The 23,007-nt window shown below is 71.9% G+C and carries 24 protein-coding genes; 13 read left to right on the top strand and 11 right to left on the bottom strand.

The features are described from left to right. Window positions 1-16 precede the first annotated feature (16 nt). The 12 genes from ACZCLJ_RS10360 to ACZCLJ_RS10305 all read left to right on the top strand — a co-directional run bounded on the left by ACZCLJ_RS10360 (window position 17) and on the right by ACZCLJ_RS10305 (window position 10,103). Complete coding sequence (locus ACZCLJ_RS10360; protein ID WP_251152567.1) at window positions 17-751, top strand: SDR family NAD(P)-dependent oxidoreductase; 735 nt, start codon at window positions 17-19, stop codon at window positions 749-751. Window positions 752-874: 123 nt separating this feature from the next. After that, window positions 875-1,621 carry an ABC transporter ATP-binding protein gene (locus ACZCLJ_RS10355; protein WP_463103611.1) on the top strand — a complete coding sequence of 249 codons (747 nt, stop codon included), beginning with the start codon at window positions 875-877 and terminating at the stop codon, window positions 1,619-1,621. Continuing rightward, window positions 1,618-2,331: an ABC transporter ATP-binding protein gene (locus tag ACZCLJ_RS10350; protein WP_251152565.1), complete on the top strand. Its 714-nt coding sequence runs from the start codon at window positions 1,618-1,620 to the stop codon at window positions 2,329-2,331. The genes ACZCLJ_RS10355 and ACZCLJ_RS10350 overlap by 4 nt, the downstream gene beginning before the upstream one ends. After that, complete coding sequence (locus ACZCLJ_RS10345; protein ID WP_251152564.1) at window positions 2,331-3,209, top strand: branched-chain amino acid ABC transporter permease; 879 nt, start codon at window positions 2,331-2,333, stop codon at window positions 3,207-3,209. Before ACZCLJ_RS10350 ends, ACZCLJ_RS10345 begins: the two co-directional genes overlap by 1 nt. Continuing rightward, window positions 3,206-4,351 carry a branched-chain amino acid ABC transporter permease gene (locus ACZCLJ_RS10340; protein WP_463103610.1) on the top strand — a complete coding sequence of 382 codons (1,146 nt, stop codon included), beginning with the start codon at window positions 3,206-3,208 and terminating at the stop codon, window positions 4,349-4,351. Before ACZCLJ_RS10345 ends, ACZCLJ_RS10340 begins: the two co-directional genes overlap by 4 nt. A 5-nt stretch (window positions 4,352-4,356) precedes the next feature. Beyond that, window positions 4,357-5,652 (top strand): ABC transporter substrate-binding protein, encoded by a 1,296-nt coding sequence (locus ACZCLJ_RS10335; RefSeq protein ID WP_463103609.1) that lies wholly within the window; start codon window positions 4,357-4,359, stop codon window positions 5,650-5,652. A 162-nt stretch (window positions 5,653-5,814) separates the two neighbouring features. Then, entirely contained in the window at window positions 5,815-5,991 is a 177-nt protein-coding gene (locus ACZCLJ_RS10330; RefSeq protein WP_251152561.1) for a hypothetical protein, read from the top strand. Beyond that, window positions 5,991-6,347, top strand: coding sequence for a YciI family protein (locus ACZCLJ_RS10325; protein ID WP_251152560.1), 357 nt, complete (start codon window positions 5,991-5,993; stop codon window positions 6,345-6,347). The genes ACZCLJ_RS10330 and ACZCLJ_RS10325 overlap by 1 nt, the downstream gene beginning before the upstream one ends. A 15-nt stretch (window positions 6,348-6,362) precedes the next feature. After that, window positions 6,363-7,703, top strand: a complete 1,341-nt coding sequence (locus ACZCLJ_RS10320) for an RNA polymerase sigma factor (protein ID WP_251152559.1) — start codon at window positions 6,363-6,365, stop codon at window positions 7,701-7,703. Window positions 7,704-7,739: 36 nt separating this feature from the next. After that, window positions 7,740-8,453 carry a class I SAM-dependent methyltransferase gene (locus tag ACZCLJ_RS10315; protein ID WP_251152558.1) on the top strand — a complete coding sequence of 238 codons (714 nt, stop codon included), beginning with the start codon at window positions 7,740-7,742 and terminating at the stop codon, window positions 8,451-8,453. A gap of 321 nt (window positions 8,454-8,774) precedes the next feature. Then, the gene (locus ACZCLJ_RS10310; RefSeq protein WP_463103608.1) at window positions 8,775-9,341 is read left to right on the top strand and encodes a hypothetical protein; all 567 of its coding nucleotides are present in this window, start codon (window positions 8,775-8,777) and stop codon (window positions 9,339-9,341) included. A gap of 186 nt (window positions 9,342-9,527) precedes the next feature. After that, complete coding sequence (locus tag ACZCLJ_RS10305) at window positions 9,528-10,103, top strand: dihydrofolate reductase family protein (RefSeq protein WP_251152556.1); 576 nt, start codon at window positions 9,528-9,530, stop codon at window positions 10,101-10,103. Between the two features lie 474 nt (window positions 10,104-10,577). Here the strand turns inward: ACZCLJ_RS10305 and ACZCLJ_RS10300 are convergent, their stop codons facing one another. The 3 genes from ACZCLJ_RS10300 to ACZCLJ_RS10290 all read right to left on the bottom strand — a co-directional run bounded on the left by ACZCLJ_RS10300 (window position 10,578) and on the right by ACZCLJ_RS10290 (window position 13,085). Continuing rightward, window positions 10,578-10,847, bottom strand: a complete 270-nt coding sequence (locus ACZCLJ_RS10300; RefSeq protein ID WP_251152555.1) for a hypothetical protein — start codon at window positions 10,845-10,847, stop codon at window positions 10,578-10,580. A gap of 364 nt (window positions 10,848-11,211) precedes the next feature. Beyond that, window positions 11,212-11,805, bottom strand: a complete 594-nt coding sequence (locus tag ACZCLJ_RS10295) for a hypothetical protein (RefSeq protein WP_463103607.1) — start codon at window positions 11,803-11,805, stop codon at window positions 11,212-11,214. Then, complete coding sequence (locus ACZCLJ_RS10290) at window positions 11,802-13,085, bottom strand: hypothetical protein (RefSeq protein ID WP_251152553.1); 1,284 nt, start codon at window positions 13,083-13,085, stop codon at window positions 11,802-11,804. Before ACZCLJ_RS10290 ends, ACZCLJ_RS10295 begins: the two co-directional genes overlap by 4 nt. A gap of 356 nt (window positions 13,086-13,441) precedes the next feature. Here ACZCLJ_RS10290 and ACZCLJ_RS10285 point away from each other — a divergent pair, with 356 nt between their 5' ends. Then, a complete protein-coding gene (locus ACZCLJ_RS10285; RefSeq protein ID WP_251152552.1) occupies window positions 13,442-13,858 on the top strand; it encodes a hypothetical protein in 417 nt (138 codons plus the stop codon). Here ACZCLJ_RS10285 and ACZCLJ_RS10280 read toward each other — a convergent pair. The 8 genes from ACZCLJ_RS10280 to ACZCLJ_RS10245 all read right to left on the bottom strand — a co-directional run bounded on the left by ACZCLJ_RS10280 (window position 13,855) and on the right by ACZCLJ_RS10245 (window position 22,979). Then, complete coding sequence (locus ACZCLJ_RS10280) at window positions 13,855-14,514, bottom strand: response regulator (protein WP_463103606.1); 660 nt, start codon at window positions 14,512-14,514, stop codon at window positions 13,855-13,857. The genes ACZCLJ_RS10285 and ACZCLJ_RS10280 overlap by 4 nt on opposite strands. Then, window positions 14,511-15,620: a sensor histidine kinase gene (locus ACZCLJ_RS10275; protein WP_463103605.1), complete on the bottom strand. Its 1,110-nt coding sequence runs from the start codon at window positions 15,618-15,620 to the stop codon at window positions 14,511-14,513. The genes ACZCLJ_RS10280 and ACZCLJ_RS10275 overlap by 4 nt, the downstream gene beginning before the upstream one ends. A 145-nt stretch (window positions 15,621-15,765) precedes the next feature. Further along, window positions 15,766-16,902, bottom strand: a complete 1,137-nt coding sequence (locus ACZCLJ_RS10270; protein ID WP_463103604.1) for a PT domain-containing protein — start codon at window positions 16,900-16,902, stop codon at window positions 15,766-15,768. Between the two features lie 565 nt (window positions 16,903-17,467). Further along, window positions 17,468-19,147: a long-chain-fatty-acid--CoA ligase gene (locus ACZCLJ_RS10265; protein ID WP_463103603.1), complete on the bottom strand. Its 1,680-nt coding sequence runs from the start codon at window positions 19,145-19,147 to the stop codon at window positions 17,468-17,470. Between the two features lie 48 nt (window positions 19,148-19,195). Beyond that, the gene (locus ACZCLJ_RS10260; protein ID WP_463106394.1) at window positions 19,196-20,428 is read right to left on the bottom strand and encodes an acyl-CoA dehydrogenase family protein; all 1,233 of its coding nucleotides are present in this window, start codon (window positions 20,426-20,428) and stop codon (window positions 19,196-19,198) included. Between the two features lie 2 nt (window positions 20,429-20,430). Continuing rightward, on the bottom strand, window positions 20,431-21,552 hold the full coding sequence (locus ACZCLJ_RS10255) for a phosphotransferase family protein (RefSeq protein WP_251152547.1): 1,122 nt from the start codon (window positions 21,550-21,552) through the stop codon (window positions 20,431-20,433). Between the two features lie 178 nt (window positions 21,553-21,730). Then, window positions 21,731-22,177 carry an acyl-CoA thioesterase gene (locus ACZCLJ_RS10250; RefSeq protein ID WP_251152546.1) on the bottom strand — a complete coding sequence of 149 codons (447 nt, stop codon included), beginning with the start codon at window positions 22,175-22,177 and terminating at the stop codon, window positions 21,731-21,733. Window positions 22,178-22,250: 73 nt separating this feature from the next. Continuing rightward, window positions 22,251-22,979, bottom strand: coding sequence for a QsdR family transcriptional regulator (locus ACZCLJ_RS10245; protein WP_463103602.1), 729 nt, complete (start codon window positions 22,977-22,979; stop codon window positions 22,251-22,253). Window positions 22,980-23,007 lie beyond the last annotated feature (28 nt).

Here is a 23,007-nt window from a genome sequence, read left to right as displayed (position 1 = left end):
GATCGAAGGAGCAGTCATGGCCCGGCTCGACGGCAAGGTCGCGCTCGTCAGCGGAGGAGCCCGCGGGCTCGGCGCGGCGTACGTGCGCGCGCTGCACGCGGAGGGGGCGCGCGTCGTCGTCGCCGACCTCCTCGAGGAGGAGTCGGAGGCGCTCGCGGACGAGCTCGGGGACCGGGCGCTCGCGCTCCGGCTCGACGTGACGGACGAGGCGAGCTGGGCGGCGGCGGTCGACGCGACCGTCGAGAGGTTCGGCGCGCTGAACGTGCTCGTCAACAACGCGGGCATCGCGAACGCCGGTCGGATCGAGCGGTACGGGCGGGAGAAGTGGGACGCCGTCATCGCGGTGAACCTCACCGGCACCTACCTGGGCGTGCGGGCGGTCCTGCCCGCGCTCCGCGCCGCCGGCGGCGGGTCGATCGTCAACGTGTCCTCGGTCGAGGGCATGCGCGGCAGCCCCGGTCTGCACGGCTATGTCGCGTCGAAGTTCGGCGTGCGCGGCCTCACCAAGTCGCTCGCGGTCGAGCTCGGTCCCGAGAACATCCGCGTGAACTCCGTGCACCCCGGGTTCGTCCTCACGGCCATGACCGAACGCCTCGACCCCGAGTCGCCGCACATCCCGCTCGGGCGCCCGGCCCTGCCCGAGGACGTCGCCGGGGCCGTCGTGCACCTCGCGAGCGACGAGTCCGCGTACACGACGGGTACCGAGCTCGTCGTCGACGGCGGCATGATCGCGGGCATCCCGCACTCCTGATCGTGGGGTGCGCCGTCGAGCGCGCCGTCCGCCCCGAGACCGCCAGGAATCGTTGCCGAATCGACATACCGGCCGGTCGGTCTTTGTTGTATCGTTCAGAGGAACCGACACGAAGAGGTGCCGATGTCCACCACCGCTGCTCCCCCCGCGACGCTGGTCCCGCGGCTCGCCGTGCACGGCCTGACCGTGCGGTTCGGCGGGCTCACCGCGCTCACCGACGTCTCCCTGCGCGTCGACGACGGCGAGGTCGTCGGGCTCATCGGCCCCAACGGAGCCGGCAAGACGACGCTGTTCAACGCCGTGTGCGGGCTGGTCCCGCCGACCGAGGGCACGGTCGCCGTCGCGGGCGGGCGAGGGGACCGGGCGCCGCGTCCGGACCGCCTCGTCCGCCACGGCGTGGCCCGGACGCTCCAGGGTCTCGGCCTGTTCGCCGGCCTGACGGTCCTGGAGAACGTCGTGGCGGCGTGCCCCGACCGGCGCGGAGGGGTCGACCGTGCGCTGGCCGAGCTCGACGGGCTGAGCATCGGCCACCTCGCCGCCGCCCGTCCCACGGCGCTGCCCTACCCCGACCAGAAGAAGGTCGCGCTCGCGCGGGCCCTCGTCTCGCGTCCGGGACTCCTCCTGCTCGACGAGCCCGCCGGCGGTCTCGGTGCCGCCGACATCGACGACCTCGCCGGGCTCGTGCGCCGCGTGGCGCGCGGCGGGTGCGCGGTGCTGCTCGTCGAGCACCACGTGGACTTCGTCATGGAGGTGTGCGACCGCGTCGTCGTGCTCGACTTCGGCCGCGTCATCGCGTGCGGGACGCCCGCCGAGGTGCGCGACGACCCCGCCGTCGAGGAGGCCTACCTCGGCACGGAGGTCGACCGGTGACCGCCGCGCTGGAGATCGACGGCCTCACCGTCGGCTACGGCGGCGCCCCCGTGCTGCGCGACGTGCACCTCGACGTCCCGACCGCGCGCATCGTGGCGCTCGTCGGCGCGAACGGCGCCGGGAAGACGACCCTGCTGCGCACGGCCTCCGGCCTCGTCGCACCGACGGCCGGCACCGTCCGGCTCGACGGCGTCGACCTCGCGAGCCTGTCCGTCGAGGACCGGTCGCGCCGGGGTCTCGCGCACGTGCCCGAGGGGCGTGGCGTCGTCGTCGAGCTGACGGTCGAGGAGAACCTGCGCCTCGGAGCGCTGTGGCGCACCCCGGCGGACCGGCGCACGGCGATCGCCGACGCGTACGAGCTCTTCGAGCCGCTCGCGCGCCGCCGCACCAGCGCGGGGCACCAGCTCTCCGGCGGCGAGCGCCAGATGCTCGCGCTCGCCCGCGCGCTCGTCGCCGCCCCGCGCGTCCTGCTGCTCGACGAGCCGTCGCTCGGCCTCGCGCCCCGCGTCGTCGCCCAGATCATGGCCGTCCTGCGGCGGCTGTGCGACGCGACGGGCCTCACCGTGCTGCTCGCCGAGCAGAACGTCGCGAGCGCACTGTCCGTCGCCGACCACGGCGTCGTGCTCGGCCTCGGCGAGGTCGTCGCGAGCCGACCCGCGGCGGAGCTCCTGCACGACACCACCCTCCGCCACGCCTACCTGGGGTTCTGATGGACCGACTCGTGTTCCTCCTCGGCACCGGGCTCGCCCGCGGCGCCGTGCTCGCGCTCTTCGCGCTCTCGCTCGTGCTCGTCTGGCGCGCGGCGCGCGTCGTGAACTTCGCGCAGGGCGCGATGGCCGTCACCGCGACCTACGTCGCGTACGTGGTGACCCGCACGACGGGGAGCTTCGTCGTCGGGCTCGTCGCAGCGCTCGTCGCCGGCGCCGCGCTCGGCTGGGCGGTCGAGCGCGGCCTGATGCGCCGCGTCGCGGGCAGCTCGCCGCTCGCGGGGGTGATCGTGGCGATCGGGCTCGTGATGATCCTCCAGTCGGCGCTCGGGATCATCGTGGGCGGCCGGACGCTGCCCGTCGAGGCGCCGTTCGACGAGCGGCCGATCAGCGTCGGCGGCGTCCCGCTGCTCTCGCCGTACGACCTGTTCGTCCTCGTGGTCGCGCTCGTCGTCATGGCGGGGCTCGGGCTGCTCTTCACCCGCACACGGCTCGGCCTGCAGATGCGGGCGGCGGCGTTCGCGCCCGAGGTGTCGCGCATGCTCGGCATCAGGGTGTCGCGGCTGCTCACGCTGGGGTGGGCGCTGTCGTCGGCCGTCGCGGCGCTCGCGGCGATCCTGCTCGTGCCGACCGAGCTCGGCCTGACGCCGCACGCGACCGACATGCTCTTCGTGCTCGGCTTCACCGTTGCGGTGGTCGGCGGGCTCGACTCGCCGGTCGGGGCCCTCGTCGGCGGCATCGGGGTGGGCGTGCTCATCAGCCTCGTCACCGGGTACCTCGGCGCGAGCGTGGCGCCCCTCGCCGTCCTCGTGCTCCTCGTGGTCGTGCTGCTCGTGCGACCGCAGGGCCTGCTCGCGGTGGGGGAGGCGAGGCGCGCATGAGCCGCCTCGCCGGTGCCCGCCGCACGCTCCTCCTCGCCGCGGTCGCCACCCCGGCCGTGCTCGTGGCCGTGCTCTTCCTCGACCCGTTCCGCAGCTACCAGGTCGCGCTCGTCGCGGTGTACCTGTGCGCGACGGCGGGGCTCACCCTCCTCGTCGGGCTCGCCGGGCAGGTGTCCCTCGGGCACGCCGCGCTCATGGCGGCGGGCGGCTACGGGTACGCGCTCACCGCGAACGCGCTGACCGACGCCGGGCTCGAGGGCGGGGCGCGGGTCGTGCCGTCGCTGCTCGCGGGCGCCGCGGTCGCCGGGGCGCTCGGCCTGCTCCTCGGGCTCGCGGGCGCGCGCCTGCACGGCCCGTACCTCGCGGGCCTCACGCTCGCGCTCGTCCTCGCGCTGCCCGCGCTCGCGACGACGTGGAGCACGGTGCTCGGCGGTGATCAGGGAGTCCAGGTCGCGTTCGACGGCGTGCCCGAGCCGCTGCAGGGCCTCCTCGGGATCGAGCAGTGGCAGGCGTGGGTCGCGGTCGTCGTGGCCGCCGTCGTCGTCACGGGTCTCGCGCTGCTGCGCGACGGCCGCCTCGGTCTGCGCATCCGGGCCGTGCGGGACGACGCCGTCGCCGCGCGCCTCGCCGGCATCCCCGCCGGCCGGGTCATGGTCGCGACGTTCACGGCGAGCGCCGTCGGTGCCGGCCTCGGCGGCGCGGTGCTGTGCTTCGTCACGCAGTCCGTCGCCCCCGGTGGCTACGGCCTCGCGCTGTCCCTCCTGCTGCTCGTCGCGGTCGTCCTGGGCGGTCTCGGCAGCCTGCGCGGTGCCGTGATCGGCGCCGTCCTGCTCGTCCTCGTGCCGTGGCTCGCCGGCCTCCTGGCCGACGCCCTGCCCGTGCCCGGGGACCTGGCCCAGCGGCTGGACGGCAACCTCGCCGTCCTGCTGTTCGGCGTCCTGCTCGTCGTCGTCATGGTCGCCGCCCCCGGCGGTCTCACCGGCGCGCTGCAGTCCCGGTCGACGTCTCGCCGCCGTCGCGCGTCGTCAGCCCCTGCCGATTCCCTTGCCGACGAACCGGCTGCACGCCGTGCCGTCGATCCGTCCGACGAACCGTCCGACGAACCGTCGGACGTACCGCTCCACGCCGACACAGAGAGGTGACGCCGATGTCACTCACCACCCGCCGCCTGCGCGCGGTCGCAGTCCTCGCCGTCCCGGCCCTCGCCCTGGGCCTCACGGCCTGCAGCGTCCCGGGATCCACCGCGTCCGGCGACGAGGAGGGGGACGCCACGGGCGTCACCGACTCCACCGTCACCGTCGGCACGCACACCCCGCTCACCGGTCCGGCCGCGGCCGGCTACTCGTCGATCTCCGCCGCGGCCACCGCTTACTTCGACTACCTCAACGAGCAGGGCGGCATCAACGGCCGCACCATCGAGTACGTCGTCAAGGACGACGGCTACAACCCGGCGAACACCCAGACCGTCGTGCGCGAGCTCGTCCAGGAGGACGAGGTCTTCGCGGTCCTCAACGGTCTCGGCACGCCCACCCACTCCGCGGTCCTCGACTACCTCGACCAGAACGAGGTGCCCGACCTGTTCGTCGCGTCCGGCAGCACGAGCTGGGACCAGCCGGAGGAGTACCCCTGGACGTTCGCGTTCAACGCGGACTACGTGGTCGAGGGCAAGGCGCTGGCCCACTACGCGCAGGAGGAGCTCGACGGCAGCACGTACTGCGTGCTCGGCCAGGACGACGACTTCGGGGAGGAGTTCCAGCAGGGCCTCGAGGCCGTGCTCGGCGCCGACGGGCTGGCGTCCGTGCAGACGTACTCCGTCTCCAACCAGGACGTCACCGCGCAGATCGGCGCCATGCAGGCCGCGGGGTGCGACACCAACTTCCTCGCGACCGTCAACGGGTTCACGGCGCTCGCGCTCGGCACCGCGGCGCAGCTCGGCTACCAGGCGCGGTGGCTGTCGTCGTCGTCCGGCGGCGACTACCCGACCCTCGCGGGCTTCCTCGGCGACGACGTCGCGCCGCTGCTGCTCGAGGGCTTCGTCTCGACAAACTACCTCTCCTTCAGCCCCGCCGATCCGTGGGTCACGCACTTCCGCGACGTGAACGACCAGTACAACGACGGCGCGCCCTTCGACGGCAACACCGTCTACGGCATGTCGGTGGCCTACACGTTCGCGGAGGCGCTCGCCCGTGCCGGGGAGGACCCGACGCGCGAGAGCCTCGTCGAGGCGCTCCAGTCGGGCGACGTCGTCGGGGCGGGGATCATGCCGCTCGCGTTCGCGGCGGACGACCACTCGGCGTACGACGGCGTCGGGATCACGGTCGTCGCCGACGGGGTGCAGGACTACGTCGGCCCCGTCTACGCGACCGACTCCGCGGACGGGCCGGTCGAGGACTTCACCGGCGAGGCGGTCCCCTTCGAGAACGAGGGGATCCCGCAGCCCTGACGGCTCCCCGATCTACCCGTGAGATCGAGCCCCGGTCGAGTCGACCGGGGCTCGGTCCGTCGACCGGCTCGAAAGATCCTCGGCTCGAGGTGTCGATCTCGGCGTCCGGGCTTCGTCGTCCTGGTGTGCGGCCGCACGGGCCGCGCACGAGGAGGAGGCACGATGAGATTCCTGGACATGATCCTGCGGGCCGACCGCCCGCGTGGGCGGGCCGACACCACCACGCTGTACGGTGACGGGCGTCGCAGCGTCGGCGACGGCATCGAGGCCGCCGACGTGGCGTTCTTCGGGCCGATGGTGCTCCGCCGGCCCACCACGACCTGGGCGGAGGAGTCCTGATGCGCTACCTGATGCTGGTCCTGAGCACGCCGCACGACCCCGAGCTGCGGTCCGAGGACGCCGAGAGCGGACCCACCATCGAGCAGTGGGTCGAGCGGCACTACGGCAGCGGGGCAGCGGTCCTGGGCGACCGGCTGCGGCCGCCGGCCGACGCGGTCGGCGTGCGGGTGCGCGACGGCCGCGTCCTCGTCACCGACGGCCCGTTCTCGGAGACGAAGGAGGCGATCGGCGGGTTCGACGTCCTGGAGGCCGACGACCTGGACACCGCGATCGCCATCGCGTCCGAGCACCCGATGGCGCGTGGCGGCGCGATCGAGCTGCGACCGGTCTGGCCGCTGAACCTCGACGACGCCTGAGCCGCGGTGCCGGCGATGAGCTCCGGCTCGGCCGTCGAGGACGCGTTCCGCACCGAGTGGGGCCGCGTCCTCGGCGCCGTCGCGCGCAGCACGGGCGACCTCGACCTGGCCGAGGAGTCCGCCCAGGAGGCGTTCGCGACGGCGCTCCGGACGTGGGGGCGCGACGGCGTCCCCGAGCGTCCCGGGGCCTGGCTGACGACCACCGCCCGGCGCCACGCCATCGACGTGCTGCGACGCCGTCGGGTCGACGCGGACCGGACCTCGGCGGCGGCGCGGCTCGCGGAACGGGTCGACGCCGGACCGCTCGCCGTCGGGCGCACCGCGGACCCGGTCCCCGACGAGGTGGCGCTGGTCCTGGACGACGACGCATGGGACATCGACGACCCGGACGGGGACCTGCTGCGCCTGCTGTTCACCTGCTGCCACCCCGCGCTGCCCGCTGAGTCCCGGGTGGCGCTGACGCTGCGGTCGCTCGTCGGCATGACGACGGCGCAGGTGGCCCGCGCGTTCCTCGTCCCCGAGGCCACGATGGCGCAGCGCCTGGTGCGCGCCAAGCGACGCATCCGCGCGACCGGCATCGCGTTCCGGGTCCCGCCCCCGGAGCTGCGCGCGGAGCGCGTCACGGGGGTGCTGACGGTGCTCTACCTGCTCTTCACCGAGGGGTACGACGCCTGGGCGGAACCGGCGGACGAGACGGACGGCTCGGTGGAGCGGCGCGCCCTGGCCGACGACGCGGTCCGGCTCGCGAGACTTGCCGCGCGCCTGCTCGACGACGAGCCGGAGGCCCGTGGACTGCTCGCCCTGCTCCTGCTCCAGCACGCCCGGCGCGACGAGCGGACGGGGCCCGACGGCGTCGCGCGCACCCTCGCGGAGCAGGACCGGTCCCGCTGGCGCCACGACGAGATCACCGAAGGCCTGCGCGAGCTCGACGTCGCGCTCGCCGCCGCGCGGCCCGGTCCGTACCAGGTGCAGGCGGCGATCGCGGCCCTGCACGACCGCGCCGGCAGCGACGCTGAGGTGGACTGGTCCGAGATCCTCGGGCTCTACGACGTGCTCCTGAGCATGACCGGGTCGCCGGTCGTGGCCCTCAACCGCGCGGTCGCCGTCGCGGAGGTGCGCGGCGGCGACGCGGGCCTGGCCGCGATCGACGAGGTGGCCGACGACCCGGCGCTCGCCGGCTACCACCTCCTGCCCGCCGTCCGTGCCGAGCTCCACGCACGTGCTGGACGTCCCGTCGAGGCGGCCGAGCACCTGCGCGCCGCGCTCGACCTCGTCGACCGCGAGGGCGACCGTCGCCTCCTGGTCCGCCGGCTGGGCGCGCTGACTGCGCCGCACGCGGACGCCCCGTCCCGATAGCGTCCCGACGTCGGGACGTCCGAGCGAAGGAGCACCATGAAGGCCGACCACTACGACCGTTTCGCGGCCAGGTACGACGCGGAGAACGCGTCGAGCCTGCTCAACGCGCACTACGAACGGCCGGCCATGATCCGCCTCGCCGGCGACGTCCGCGGCCGGCGCATCCTCGACGCCGGGTGTGGCTCCGGACCACTGACGGCGGCGCTGCGTGACAAGGGCGCCGCCATGACCGGGTTCGACGGCAGCCCCGCGATGATCGACCTCGCGCGCCGCAGGCTCGGCGACGGCGTGCCGCTGCACGTCGCGGACCTCGCGCGGCCGCTGCCGTTCGCGGACGGTGCGTTCGACGACGTGGTCGCCTCGCTCGTGCTGCACTACCTCGAGGACTGGGTGGCGCCGCTGACGGAGATCCGGCGTGTGCTGAAGCCCGGCGGTCGGCTCGTCATCTCCGTCAACCACCCCACCGCCAGCGTGATCAACTACCCGGGCGAGGACTACTTCGCCACCCGGCAGTACTCCGAGGAGTTCCTGTTCGACGGTGCGCCAGGCGTGCTGACGATGTGGCATCGCCCCCTGCACGCGATGGTCGACGCGTTCACCGCCGCGGGCTTCGGCATCGAGGTCCTGAGCGAGCCGCAACCCTCGCCCCGGACGCCTCCCGAGCTGCTCCCACCGCGCATCGTCAGTGGTGAGCGCTCGGCGTTCCTGTGCTTCCTCTTCTTCGTCCTCAGGAGCGCGGCCGACGACTGACACCTCTCCCGCGGCCTGCTGCGAAGGGGGCGCACGACCGATCCTGCCTGGACGCCCTGCCCGTCAACGGGCCTACGGGTCCAGCAAGGTTCGGCGGGCTCGTTCAGGACGACGTTGCGCTCGCCGGTGAGGGCGACGAGATGCCGAAGGCTGCCTCGAGGTGACCGCAGGGTCTGCCTGCTGGCGCCAGCACTTGTCGGCCATGGGGTGCGGCCGCAGCATGGATTCGACACCTTCATCGGTCGGCGAGCCGTCGACTCATGCGCTGCCGCATGCCAGCGCTCCTCCGCACGTTCGCCTCATGAGCTCTGAGGGGATGCCATGACGCACAGAACCTCGAGGAACCGCCTTGCGGCTTCCGCCTCGACCCTGCTCCTGGCTGCCACGGCCATCCTTGCGACCGGCACGGCTGCCTCCGCGGACCCGCCCGACGAGGACGGGGGTCCGATCATCTGTACCGGGACCGTGACGACCAGCTACAGTCCCGCGCTCGGTCCGCTCCCGAAGCCGACCACGCAGACCGTGACCGAGGAGCTCGGCACGGACGGTGGTGGCTCGTGCATCGGCCCGTTCGCCGCCGGCGCCGCCGTCACCGTGTTCGAGCAGGAGGTCAGCTGCCTTCTCCAGGGGCTCGGCGACACCCTCGTGGAGAACGTCGTGACGTATCACTGGCAAGGCGGCCAGACCAGCACCATCACCTACCCGGTGACCACCGTCGTCCGTGCCGCTGGCCAGCTCATCGTGACGTCGACCGGCACGGTGACCGACGGATTCGGCGAAGGGTCCATCTCCGAACGGATCGCCGTGTACCCGGACCTCGACCTCCTCAGCTGCCTCACCTCGAGCGTCCAGCAGCAGACGGGCATCATCACCGTCACCATCACCTAGGGGTGCAGGCAATTTACGGGTGACCCGAGCTGTCGGTGGCACGTACGGTCCGGGGTCTGACCGTCGTCTCGATAGTCAGGCGCGGGCTCGGCGAGAGTCTTCTCGAAGAGATGTCGAACCGAGGGTGCGCCGTTCGACGTCGTCGTGAAGGCACTGAGACTCCACCACCCGAACAGGAACGGAACCATGGCACGCGAACTCGTCTACACCGGATTCATCACCCTCGACGGCTCGGTCGACTCTCCCGGCGGAACGGCCGAGGGCCATCCCGGAGGCGGGTGGGTGTTCGACACCGACTTCGTCCCGGAGGCGTACGCCCTGAAGGGCGAAGAGCTCGAGGAGACGACGGCCCTGCTGTTCGGCCGACGCAGCTATGAGGCGTTCTCAAGCTTCTGGCCGACGTCCTCCGACCATGCGGCGTACCAGGAGCTTCCCAAGTACGTGGTGTCCACGACTCTCGACGAGGACGCTCTCGTCGACGGCTGGGGGCCGACGACGATCCTGCGCAGCACCCAGGACGTCGCCGACCTCAAGCAGGCCGACGGGGGTGCGATCTTCATCCACGGCAGCGCAGAGCTCGCCCTGCGGCTGGGCGAGGCCGGCCTCATCGACCGCTACAACCTGCTGACGTTCCCCTACCTCCTGCCCGGCGGCAAGACGATCTTCGGCGCACGCGGCGCCGACCGTCGCACCCTGTCACTGCGCGACTCCGCAACGTATGCGAACGGCGTGGTCAAGCTCGTCTACGACGTGCAGCACTGAGGACTCGAACCGCTCACCCCGTGACACGGGCGCCCCGGGTGAGCGGTTCGCATGGCCCTCGCACGGCAGGCGGACGCAGGCTGTGCACCTCGTTGAGGCGATCGCGTGGGCGAACTGCCATCGACCATCCAGGTCAAGGAGGGATGGCGCGCCCGTTGGGCCATCCGACGTGATCGTCCGCGCGCCGTCGACCACCAGATAGCTTCATCTGGACCAGATCTCTACCCGACCGAAGTTGTCGGACACCGCACAACCGACCGTTTGTCGTACGGCGCAATAGAGGACATGTGGCTGCTGGCCGCTACGCCGGACACGGTGACGCCGAGCGACTGTTCCTTCTCTCGTCGCAAGCGAGCGCGCACTTGTATGACCAGGTGTTGAGCTCCACGCCGCCAGGTCGTCTCGTGGCCGGGCAAACCGGAACGGGCCCCTGCACCTGAGGCGCAGGGGCCCGTCGTCGGTGGCCGTTGGTGCTCAGCGGCGGTTTCGCCTGTTGTGGTGGAGGGTCATCGCGGTGCCGACGATGACGGCCGCGATGGGCGCTCCGATGAGGAACGTCATCGGCGCCCAGGAGTAGGTCGCCGAGAGGTATGCGACGGCTGCGATGACGGCGCCCCAGAAGAGGCAGGCCCAGAAGCTGTTGCCGAGGATCCCGCGCGACGGCTCAGTGGCTTCGGGGATGTCCTGGTGGGCGCTGGCGACGATGGGCCGCATGGCGGCGGGCTGAGGGGCCTTGGTGCTCATGTGGGTCACTTCCATTGCATCGACTGGCTGGTCGGCGTGCAGAGCGACGCGGCTACGGCCTTGACTGTAGTCGTGTTGCCGAACCAGCGGCCCTCGGTGCACAGGTAGCCCGGCCGAGCTTCGGTGCCACGAACCCTCTGTCGCCGTCGCCATACATAGAACACGGACCACGAACCCGAAAGGGTGCTCGCCGATCCGGAGGCGTTGATCGCCGCACCCCCAACCACCCGATGGCGTCATCTGGACCAGGTCTTGACAACCCGTCCGGGGTTGTCGGACACCGCTAAACCGACCGTTTGTCGTGCGTCGCAGAACCTGGTTTTGCGACGCACGACAAACGTTGGGTTTCGCAGCAGATGCCGAGTCAGTTGGCGCAGTCGAAGCCGCTCTCGTCGATCGGGGCACCCGAGCAGACGACGAGTTCTGCCGGGATCGAGTACTGCCTCTCCGCACCGTCCATCTCGTAGGTGACCTCGATCGTTTTCCGTTCGAAGCGTCCGGGCTCGTCAGCTGTGATCCCGATGAGGAGCTGGTATCCCTCGATCGCCTCGGGTTCGTCTGCTGGAGCCCGAGAGCCCTCGTACGTCACCGTGTACCCGACGGCGTCGTCGAAGGTATCCACGGTCGCGCTGACGTCGGCCGGTGCAGGCGGGAAGCCGGGGGCGAGCTGCGTCGCACCGATCTCACGGTCCTCGGGACCGAGGATCGAGACGCCGACGATCTCGATACCGCTGTCCTCCGGGGTGAACGAGACGTCGGTGATCGTGGCCTCCCCCGGCACGTCGAGGTACAGCACCTCCAGGCCGTCGGTCACTGGTTCGCCAGGCGTGACCTCGACAGCCCACCCGTGAGGCTCTGTCGCGCGGAAGTCGTCGGACGCGGACGGCTCGGCCTGACACCCCGAGAGGAGGAGTGCCAGGCCGAGCGCGACGGCCACCTTGCGGTGGTGACGGATCATGGGGCCTCTTGCACCTGAGCCGCGGTCGTCGGAGTGGAGTTGCTGCCACACGCCTTCGCACCGCTAGCCTTCGGGATCAGCGTCAGCTTGGCGCTGGTGCTCGTCCTCTGCGAGTTCGAGAGAGAGACGCCGCCGATGGAGTAGTTCCCCGACCACGTGACCGTGCGGTCACGCGCGACCCAGATGGCATTCGCGAGCGAGACCGTCCTGCTCGCCACGCATGACCAGGTCGGCTGGGAGATGGCGTTCCGGTTACCGCCAGTCCAGTTGTACGGGCGCCACGCGATCTGTCCTGTGGCGACCGGGGCGTTGGAGCCCACAGGCCAGCACGTGACCTTGTAGCCGCGGTAGCGCCACTCCACATCAGTGCGGAAGGCGCTGTTCGTATTCGCGTTGACGCTCATGCCGGTCGCAGTGTTGTTGGTCAGCGACTTCGAGAGCCCGACGTTGTACTTGCCCTTCGATCCGGTCATCGCGACACCGAGGCTCGTCTCCTTGGTCGTGCTCCAGTCGAAGGAGGCGCCGAGCCGGGTACGAGTCTTGAATCGCTGGATCGGGACCCACGCGCGCGTGTAGGTGTTCGTTGCCGTATACGAGACCGAGCCGGAACACACCGAGGTCGGGATCGCCATCGTGTTCATCGTGCCCGACGGCGGATCGTCAAGGATCGTCGGATCCTGCGGGTTGCCGTTCTCGTCCTCGTACACCGGGTTCTCCAGCTCGGCTCCGTCGCCGGCGGCGTGTGCCTCCGTCACGATGCCGACCGTGCCTACCTCCGTCGCACCACCGTTGACGGACTCCAGCGGGGCCGTTCCGCCTGTATAGGCCTGCGGGGCGTCGGCGAGCGTCCAGGCCGCACCCAGGGTGGTCGGCTTCTTCATGATCGCCTCGGTGTAGACAAAATTGGCCTCGTCGCCGCCCGTGAAGACCAGCATGTAGGAGCCGTCGCCAAGGTCGGAGACGGGCATCCCACCGTTGCACCGCACGAGCTCGAACCGGCCGAGCGCGTCGGTCGTCGTCTCGCCCAGGAGCACGGACTGGAGGTCACCGGTGGTGCTCTCGGGCGGCAGCACGCTGACCGACACGGGGGCGTACTTGAGGTATCCGCCTGATGTGTTGAGGAGTTGGCCCGTGATCTTTGAGGAAGGGATGCAGGCCGCGGCCGCGGTGACCTGGTCGCTCTCGCTGCCATCCGGTGATGGTGCCGAGGCAGAAGCAGGCGCTGCAATTGCAGTTGCCAGGAGCAGGACGAGGGGTGTCGTCCAGCGCAGGTTCGTCATTGAAACCCACTCTCTAGAAGCGCTCGCACAGTGCTGAGCGGGAGCACTAGACCACTCGCGCGCCCAGAGCAGCATGCGACACGCCGAGAGGATTGCCGCTCTTCACCCCGGGACCAGTACCCGCTTGAGGGTAGACGCGCCACAACGCGCTCTGACGAACCCGTCGGACATAACGGGCCACTTGTCCGATGTTGCAAAAACAACCGTTTGTCAGGCGTCGCTAAAGAAGGTTCTGCGACGTCCGACAAACGGTCTGATCTGCGCGAGCAGTGCCCTGGCGGGGCACTGGCGTGCCCGAGATCTTCGCTTGGCCCCGGGCTCGTCTGTCCCTTCTGCACCTTTGCTACCGTTCGGCCATGAGGTCAGCCGACATTGCGGAGCGACAGTCGACACGTCGGCAGAGCGTCGCGCTCATCGTGGGAGGTGCGGCGCTCGTCACCACGCCGCCGACCTTGCTTCTGGGTTGGGCCGTCAGCGAGTACCTCTGGGAGCTGTGGTGGCTGAACGCTGGCTCGAGCGGACTCCTCGACGGAGTTCCCGATCGACCGGTCGTCGTACGTGCTGTAGCTGGGCTCGTCCTGTTGCTCGTCGCAGTGCTGTTCGCCGTCGGCGTGGTCACACGCATCAGAGCTCGTGGAGAGCTGACAGCGACGGCAGCGGTCCGATGGGCGCTCCTCGGTGCGGCGATCCCGATTGCCGTGCTCGCGTCGGCGCTCGTGCTCCAGTCATTGCTAGCCGGACCAGAGCAACCCCCATTCGTGCCCTTCTCCTAGGCCGCAGGAGGGGTGAGGCCGGCTTCGTGGGCGATGATCGCGGCCTGGGTGCGGTTGATGTCGCCGAGCTTGGTCAGGGCGTGGGCGAGGTGGGTCTTGACGGTGGTCTCGGCGCTGTAGAGGTGTCGCGCGATCTGGGGGTTGGTCATGCCGGCTGCGACGCAGCCGAGCACGTCGCGTTCGCGTTCGCTCAGTCCTGCGACGAGGCGGACGGACTGGCTGTGGTCCTCACCGAGGCGTTCGCCCACCACGTCCAGGAGGTGACGGGTCACTGCGGGGGAGAGCATCGCCTCGCCGGCTGCTGCGACGCGGATGCCGCGGCGCAGCTCGTCGGCGCTCGAGTCCTTGAGCAGGTAGCCGGCCGCGCCCAGCCGCAGCGCGGGCAGGATGAACTCGTCGTAGTCGAAGCTCGTCACGACGACGACCGCGGTGCTCGGAACGCTGCGCCGGATCTCGGCGGCCGCTGCCAGGCCGTCCATCACGGGCATCTGCATGTCCAGCAGGACGACGTCGGGGCGGTGCGCCTGGACGGCCTCGATGCCGGCGCGGCCGTCGGCCGCCTGCCCGACGACCTCGATGTCCGGTGCGGCGTCGAGCAGCTCGGCGAGCCCGCTGCGGAACAGCTCCTCGTCGTCCACGATCACCACGCTGATCACTGGTACCCCCTCGGCAGCGTCGCCTGCACGGCGAACCCCCCGTCGCTCGTCGGCCCCGCCCGCCACTGGCCGCCGATCAGCGCGACGCGCTCGCTCAGCGCACGCAGGCCGTGGCCGCCGGTGGTCAGCTCGACCTGCGGCGCATGCGCGGGCGCGGCGTTGCGGACGTGGACGAGCAGGTCGTGCCCCTGTTCGTCGATCTCCACGAAGGTCGCGGCGCCGGGTGCGTGCCGGGCCGCGTTGGTCAGTGCCTCGCGGACGATCCGCACCGCCGTCCGCTCCGCCAGGTCCGGGGGCTGGCTCCCCGGCGCCGTGACGGTGACCTCGACGGGCTGACCGACCTCCCGCACACCGTTGACCAGGTCGTCGATCTCCGTGAACGAGTGGCGCGCGAGTCCTTTGTCGAGGTCGTCGCGCTGCAACCTCTGGAGCACCTCGCGCATGTCGGCCAGGGCCGCTCGCCCGGTGTCGCGGATCTGGGCCGCGACCGCCCGGTCGTCGGGGGCAGAGCCCGCCTCGATCCGGTTGGCGTCGAGCACCATCAAAGACACCCGGTGGGCCACCACGTCGTGCATCTCGCCCGCCAGGCGGTCGCGCTCGGCCTGCCTGACCGCCGCCGCGAGCAGTGCGGCGGCGGCGTGGCGCTCCTCGGCACGGGCCTGCGCGGCCTCGTCCGACGACGCGAGCGCACGGCCCAGGAGCCACCCCACCAGGGTGGCCGCTACGAACGCCACGATGTGCGAGGCCTGCCAGTCGCGGTCCATCGCCCACCACGACCCGAGCAGGAGCACGAGACCACCGAGCGTGGTGATCACGGAGCGCCGATCGGCTCGGGCCCAGCGGCCCACCATGAACGCCGCGATGCACACCGCTCCGACGGGCACCGCCACGGAGATCGCCAGGCACGACACGTAGACGAGCAGCGGCCGCCGTCGTGACCCGACGATCAGCACACCGCCGACGACCTGTCCCGCCGCCTCCACACCGACCGGCAGGCCGAGGGAGTCCGGGGGCATCCGTGCCGTGACGACCGCGATACCCAGCAGCGCCGCCACGCACCCGAGCGCCACGTCGGTCCGGGTGTCCGCAGAGATCTCCCTGCTCACCGGCCCACCGTATCGGGCAAGCACCCGCCCCGGGCGCTCATCCACGCGGCGTACAGGATCTGTCGTCCCAGAGCGGACGCACGTGCTCACACGAAGCGAGGGGCCGCCGGTGGTGGCGACCCCTCGCGTAGTTGTACCTCTGGTGTCAGCTCGCGCTCTGGCGCCGGCGCCGTGCGACGGCCAGGGCGAGACCGCCAAGGGCCGCCAGGCCGAGGGCCGATGCCGCCAGCACCTCGGTGTCCAGGCCGGTCTGGGCCAGCGAACCGGTCGACTCGTCTGCCTGGGCGCCGGTGAGGGGGGCGGCAGGCGCGTCGCTCGCGCCGTTCGTGCTGACGGTGTTCGCGACGGTAGCCGTGCCGCTGGTGGCGTCGTCGGTGCTGTTCGTCGCGTCGCCGCCGCCGTCGGTCGGGTTGTCGGTCGGGTTGTCGGTCGGGTTGTCGGTCGGGTTGTCGGTCGGGTTGTCGGTCGGGTTGTCGGTCGGGTTGTCGGTCGGGTCGTCGGCGGGGTCGTCGTGGGTCCAGTACCCGCCACCACCCTCGGCGTCGGGGTGGAACGTGCTGCCCTCGATCGGAGCGGGAAGGACGTCGTCGTGGGTCCAGTACCCGCCGCCACCCTGGGCGTCGGGGTGGAACGTGCTGCCCTCGATCGGAGCGGGAAGGACGTCGTCGTGGGTCCAGTACCCGCCGCCGCCCTGGGCGTCGGGGTGGAACGTGCTGCCCTCGATCGGAGCGGGAAGGACGTCGTCGTGGGTCCAGTACCCGCCACCGTTGGCGTCGGGGTGGAACGTGCTGCCCTCGATCGGAGCGGGAAGGACGTCGTCGTGGGTCCAGTACCCGCCACCGTTGGCGTCGGGGTGGAACGTGCTGCCCTCGATCGGAGCGGGGACGGTGTTGTCGTGGGTGGAGACCTCGGGGGCGGTGTTGTCGCGGACGATGACCTCGGGGGCGGTGTTGTCGCGGACGATGACCTCGGGGGCGGTGTTGTCGCGGGTGATGACCTCACCGCCGGTGTTGTCGCGGACGATGACCTCGGGGGCGGTGTCGCCGCGGGTGATGACCTCACCGCCGGTGTTGTCCCGGACGATGACCTCGGGAGCGGTGTCGTCGTGGGAGGCGTACTCCGAACCCGCGTCGTCATGGCTGGCGTACTCGGTCGCCTGCGTGGCGGGGCGCTCGACGGGGGCGATCTCCGCGGCCGAGGCGCCAGACGCGGTCAGGGCTCCGACGAGGCCAAGGCCGAGGACTCCGGTTCCGACGGCTGCCGTGATCTTGGTGAGCTTCATGGTGATCGAACTCCTTCAGGGTTGTTGTTCCTGCGTTGCTTGATGTCTCAAGACTCGTCTCGCAGGACCCCTGCCGACCTCATCCGATCGGTCGCACCACCTCCTCCAACCGGTCGCAGCCTTGATCGAGCGTGGCCGGTTCGGCCAGAGAGACTCCGCTCGAGGGGGGTTCGTTCGTCTCCGCGATGAAGCCATTGGGAACTCTTTGGGAGACACGCCCTAGACGCAACGACCGGTAATCGGTTGCGATTCCTTGACCTTGCGGCCGGGATTGTTCGACACCGCACAACCGACCGTTTGTCGTACACCGCACCGATCATCGCGACACGCCGACAAGAAGCTGTCGCAGAACTCGTGTCCGACAACCCTCGGTGTCGCGGAACAGCAACCAGGGTTTTTGCGACAGTCGTCGAAGTGACGCAGGTGTGCCAGGGTTGCCGCAGCTACCGGCAGAGCGACCTCCTGGTGCGCGTACGTCGGAAGGCGCTGGGTCGCGCTCCCGCGGCGGCGGGCGAGCACGTTCTCCTGGCCGACCACGTTCACCCGGCCGATCGCCGAATGCCGGTCACGCCCCCTCGGTGGAGCGGGCCGCCTCGAACGACGCGACGAGCTCGCGCTTGAGCACCTTGCCCGAGCCACCGAGCGGCAGCGTCTCGACGAGGTGCACGTGACGCGGGTACTTGTACGCGGCGACGCGCTCCTTGGTGAACGCGACGATCTCCGCGGCGTCGGCGCTGCGGCCCGGCATGAGCACGACGGCGGCGTGGACCTCCTGGCCGTGGGTGTCGTCCGCGAGCCCGAACACCGCGGCCTGGGCGACGGCGGGGTGGCCGGTCATGACGTCCTCGACCTCGCTCGGGTACACGTTGTACCCGTTGCGGACGATCATGTCCTTCTTGCGGTCGACGATGGTCACGATGTCGTCGGGGTCCTTGGTGCCGAGGTCGCCCGTCCGGAACCAGCCGTCGACAACCGTCTGCGCGTTGGCCTCCGGGTTGCCGAGGTAGCCCTTGAACAGGTTGTGGCCCCGGATGACGATCTCGCCGAGCTCGCCCGCTCCGAGCAGGTCGACGCGGTCGTCGACGTCCGCGTCGGCGATCTCGACGTCGACGCCCCAGAGCGGGCGCCCGACCGTCCCGGGCCGGATCGGCTCGCCGACGGGGTTGAACGCGGCGGTGGGGGACGTCTCGGTGAGCCCGTAGCCCTCGTGGACCTCGGCGCCGAACGTGCGCGAGAAGGCCTCGAGCAAGGGCACGGGGAGCGCCGCGCCGCCCGACACGGCGTAGCGCAGCGGCGGCCGGTCGCTCGTGCGCTCGGCGGCCTGGACCATGCCGACGAACATCGTCGGGACGGCTGTGAACACGGTCGCGCGGTGCCGCACCAGCAGGGCGAGCGCCTCGTCCGGGTCGAACTTGGGCAGCAGCACGATCGCCGCGCCCTTGCGGAACGCGATGTTGAGCACCGCCATCTGACCGAACGTGTGGAAGAACGGCAGGCCGCCGAACACGACGTCGTCGGGCCGCAGGTCGAACGTGTCGATCAGCGCGACGTGCACCTGCTCGATCATCGCGAGGTGCGAGCCGACCGCGCCCTTGGGGCGCCCCGTCGTCCCGCTCGTGTAGAGGATCGTCGCGGCGGCGAGCGGGTTGACCGACGCGTACGTGCGGACGGGCTCGGCCTGCGCCGCCTCGTCCTCCAGGCGCGGGAACGGGACCTGGTCGCGCAGCGCGTCGGGCACGAGCACGGTCACGGTGGGGATCCCGGCCGCGGCGGCGGCCGGTCCGGCCTCCCCGAGGAACGGCGCGCCGGCGACGAGGAGGCTCGCCCCGGCGTCGCGCAGCACGAACTCGATCTCCGCCGCCTTGAACAGCAGGTGGATCGGCACCACGACGGCGCCGATCGACAGCGCACCGTAGTAGACGCGTGCGAAGTCGGGCACGTTCGGCACGAGCATCGCGACGCGGTCGCCCGGCCGGACGCCGCGCGCGAGCAGCGCGCCCGCGTACGCGCGGCTCTGCGCCCACAGGTCTCCGTAGGTCACGGTCGCGTCGCCGACGAGGAACGCGGTGGCGTCGGGCCGGCGGTGCGCCGTCTCCGCGAGGATCGCGGCGATGGACAGCGTGCCGAAGCCGGGGCCCGTGAGGACGGGGTCGGGTGCGGTGCCCGACGACAGGTCGTCCGCCGAGGCGGGCACGGCACCCGGAGCGGTGGCGGGGGAGAGGTCGAGGTCACCAGGAGCGGTCATCGGTCGAGGTCCCTTCGGTGCTGGGTGGAGGGTGGGGTCGTGCGACGGTCACCGGCGCCCGGGCGGCGTCGGCGGTGCGGGGGTGGCGAGCTCGGCCCGGCCGAGCGCCGCGAGGTGGACCTCGTCGGGTCCGTCGGCGAGCCGCATCGCGCGCGCGGCGGCGAACATCTCGGCGAGCGGCTGGTCGCCGGAGAGACCGGCCGCGCCGAACACCTGGATCGCGCGGTCGAGGATCTGCTGCACGGCGCGCGGCACGGCGATCTTGATGGCCTGGATCTCGCGCATCGCGGCGCGGTTGCCGACCGTGTCCATGAGCCACGCGGTCTTGAGCACGAGCAGGCGCAGCGCCTCGAGCTGGACGCGCGACTCCGCGACCCACTCCCGGACCACACCCTGCTGGGCGAGGGTCCGCCCGAACGCGGTGCGCGACGTCGCGCGCTCGCGTACGAGGTCGAGCGCCCGTCCCGCCATGCCCAGGGCGCGCATGCAGTGGTGGACGCGCCCCGGCCCGAGCCGCGCCTGGGCGATGCGGAAGCCGTCGCCCTCTCCGGCGACGAGGTGGGCCGCGGGCACCCGGACGTCGTCGAGCACGATCTCCGCGTGGCCGCCGTGCTCGCGGTCGTCGTAGCCGAACACGGTCAGGGGGCGCACGACGCGCACGCCCGGGGTGTCACGCGGCACGAGGATCATGCTCTGCCGGCGGTGCCGGTCGGCGTCCGGGTCCGTCGCACCCATGACCACGAGGATCTTCGCGTCAGGATTCATGGCCCCCGTCGACCACCACTTCCGCCCCGAGACGACGTAGTGGTCGCCGTCCCGCCGGATCCGCGTGGCGATCTGGCTCGCGTCCGAGGACGCGACGTCGGGCTCGGTCATGCAGAAGGCCGAGCGGATCTCGCCGCGCAGGAGCGGCGCGAGCCACCGCTCCTTCTGCTCGGGAGTGCCGAAGTCGTGCAGGAGCTCCATGTTGCCGGTGTCGGGCGCGGCGCAGTTCATCGCGACGGGCGCGAGCCGCGGGCTGCGCCCGGAGAGCTCGGCGACCGGGGCGTACTGGAGCGTCGTGAGACCGCCGCCGTCCGGGCCCGGCAGGAAGAGGTTCCACAAACCGCGTTCGCGCGCCTCGGCCTGCAGCTCGCGCACGACCGGCCGGAACGACCAGTCGTCGGGCGTCGCCTCCACCTGGCGCGCCAGCACGGGCTCCGCGGGCAGCACGCGCTCGTCGAGGAACGCCTGGGCGCGGTCGACGACGTCGCGCGTCGTGGTGTCGGGCTCGAAGTCCACGGTCATCCCCTCCGGGTGGTCGCGAGGCGCGCGAGGCCCTCGTCGGCGAGCGGTCCGACGAGGTCGCCGATGACGTCGAAGCCGTCGCCCACGGTCTCGCCCGCGCGGTAGCGGTAGTGCACGCCCTCGAGGATCACGCCGAGCTTGTACGCGCCGAACGCGCGGTACCAGGACAGCTCCGGGACCGGTCGACCGCGCCGGGCCTCGTAGGCGTCGACGAGCTCGTCGAACGCCGGGTACCCGGCGGCGAGGTCGACGGCGCTCGTCGCCACGCCTGCGGCCGCCTCGCCGAGCGCGCCGATGTCCCAGTAGAGCCCGAGCATCCCGAGGTCGACGGTCGGGTCCCCGAGGGTCGCCATCTCCCAGTCGAGGATCGCCGCGACGCGCGGCGCCCCGTCGGTCGTCCGGTCCGACGTCCCGTCGACGGCCCCGCCGACCCGCGCCCCGACGCCGCGGCTCACGATGGCGTTGTCGAGCCGGAAGTCGCCGTGCACGATCCCCGCGGACTGCTGCGCCGGGACGTGCTCGCGCAGGAGCGCGCCGAGCGCGTCGAGGGCGGGGACGTCGCGCGAGCGCGACGCGTCGAGCTGCGTGGCCCACCGGCGCAGCTGGCGCTCCAGGTAGCCGTCCGGTCGGCCGAAGTCCGCGAGCCCGACGTCGGCCGGGTCCACCCGGTGCAGCTCGGCCAGCGTCTCGGCGAGCTCGAGCGAGAGGGCGCGCAGCTCGGTCGGGGAGTATGCGACGTTCTGGGCCGGGTGCGCGAGCACCTCGCCGGCGACGTGCTCCATGAGGAAGAACGGCGTCCCGGTACCGGCAGCGCCGTCGCGGTCGTCGACGAGGTCGACGACGCGTGGCACCGGGACGGGTGTGCCTTCCAGCGCCGCGATGACGCGGTGCTCGCGCGCCATGTCGTGCGCGGTGGACAGCACGTGGCCGAGCGGCGGCCGGCGCAGCACGAGCGGGACGGCTGCGCCCTCGACGCGGTACGTGAGGTTGCTCCGGCCCCCGGCGATCACGGTCGCGGAGACGGGTCGCTCCGTGGCGAGCTCGGGGTGCGTCCGGCGCAACCACTGGTCGAGCCGGTGCACGTCGAGCCCGGGCGGGCTCGCCGTCGGTCGGGTCATCGTCGACCACCTCTCCGCGCTGCGTCGCGCGTCGTCGGGACGCCGGATCGACCGGCTTCAAGCGATCATACCGCGCGGTCGGTATGACGCCGTCTCACGACCTCCTCGACCCATTCCCGGACCGCTGAGTGCTGGGGATCTGTCGCCATCGCTCCCTCGCGACGACAGATGCCCAGCCTCAGCTCACCGCTGCGGGGACCAGGAGGTCGCGCTCGATCGCGGCCCGGATGCCCGCCGGGACGGGGGTCGGGCGACGCGTCTCGCGGTCCACGAAGACGTGCACGAACCGGCCTTCGGCGATCGGTACGTCCTCGCCCGCGCGCAGGATGCCCAGCTCCCACGCGACGCTCGACGTCCCGAGGCGTCCCACCCGCACGCCCACCTCCAGCGGGTCCGGGAAGGACGCCGACGCGCGGTACTCGCACGAGCTGCTCACGCACAGCCCGATCGCGGGGCCGGTCAGGCGGTCGAGTCCCGCGACGCGCACGAGCCACGTGTTGATCGCGGTGTCCATCGCCTCGTAGTAGACGGTGTTGTTCACGTGGCCGTAGACGTCGTCGTCGTTCCAGCGGGTCGGGAACGGCGAGCGGTGGCCGTAGGCGGGCGGGGCGGGCGGCGTGGTCACGGGCTCCTCCGGGGGCGACGACGGGGATCGGGTGCCGCGCACGACGGCGCCCGGTCGGGCGCTGCAGCGTGCGTCACGACGCCGCGGGGTCGGGTCGGTCGAGGTGCAGCACGAGCTCGAACGCCGTCTGTGCGCGCGCCGCGCTCGGCACGTCGCCCGCGATGAGGTCGGCGTACGTGAACGACTCGCTGATGCGGACGAGCAGGTAGGCGAGCTCGCGCGGAGCGACGTCGCGCCCGAGCGGTCGGGGCGAGAGCTCGGCGTCGACGAGCGCCTCCACCTCGGCGACGTAGCGCCGCTGGATCTGGCTCTCCTTGGTCGTCAGCAGGCGCAGGGCGCGGGCGGGCTCGCGCTGCAGGAAGGTGCGGAAGTACCCGGCCGTGATGAGGTCGCGGACGAACGTCGTGAGCACGGACGCGACGCGCTCGGCCCCGCGCAGCCCGGCGGCCGCGTCGTCGGCCTGCTCGAGCGTGGGGACGGCGAGGGACCACAGCACCTCGGAGAGCAGCGCGTCGCGGTTGCCGACCCACCGGAACAGGCTCGTGCGGTCCACGCCGAGGGACGTCGCGAGCCGACCCATGTCGATCCGCTCGCCCGCGATGAACGTCTCGCGCGCGCGCCGGAACGCCGTGACCGTGTCGGCGTGCGTCCCCGAGACGAGCCGCTCCGACAGCCACGACGGCGCGGCGGCCGTCCCGACGTGCCCGAGCCGGCCGTCGGCGCGGGGGACGCCGGGGGCCGGGGCTGTCGTTGCCGCGGTCCCACCTGCCGTCGTGCCGGGCGCGTCGTCGTCACCTGCCATGCCGGGCACTCTACCGCCGCGTCGACCG

Source organism: Cellulosimicrobium sp. So1_17, assembly GCF_055181235.1.
Note: the sequence above shows the minus strand (reverse complement) of the source record. Positions and strands in the feature narration are given on the sequence as shown.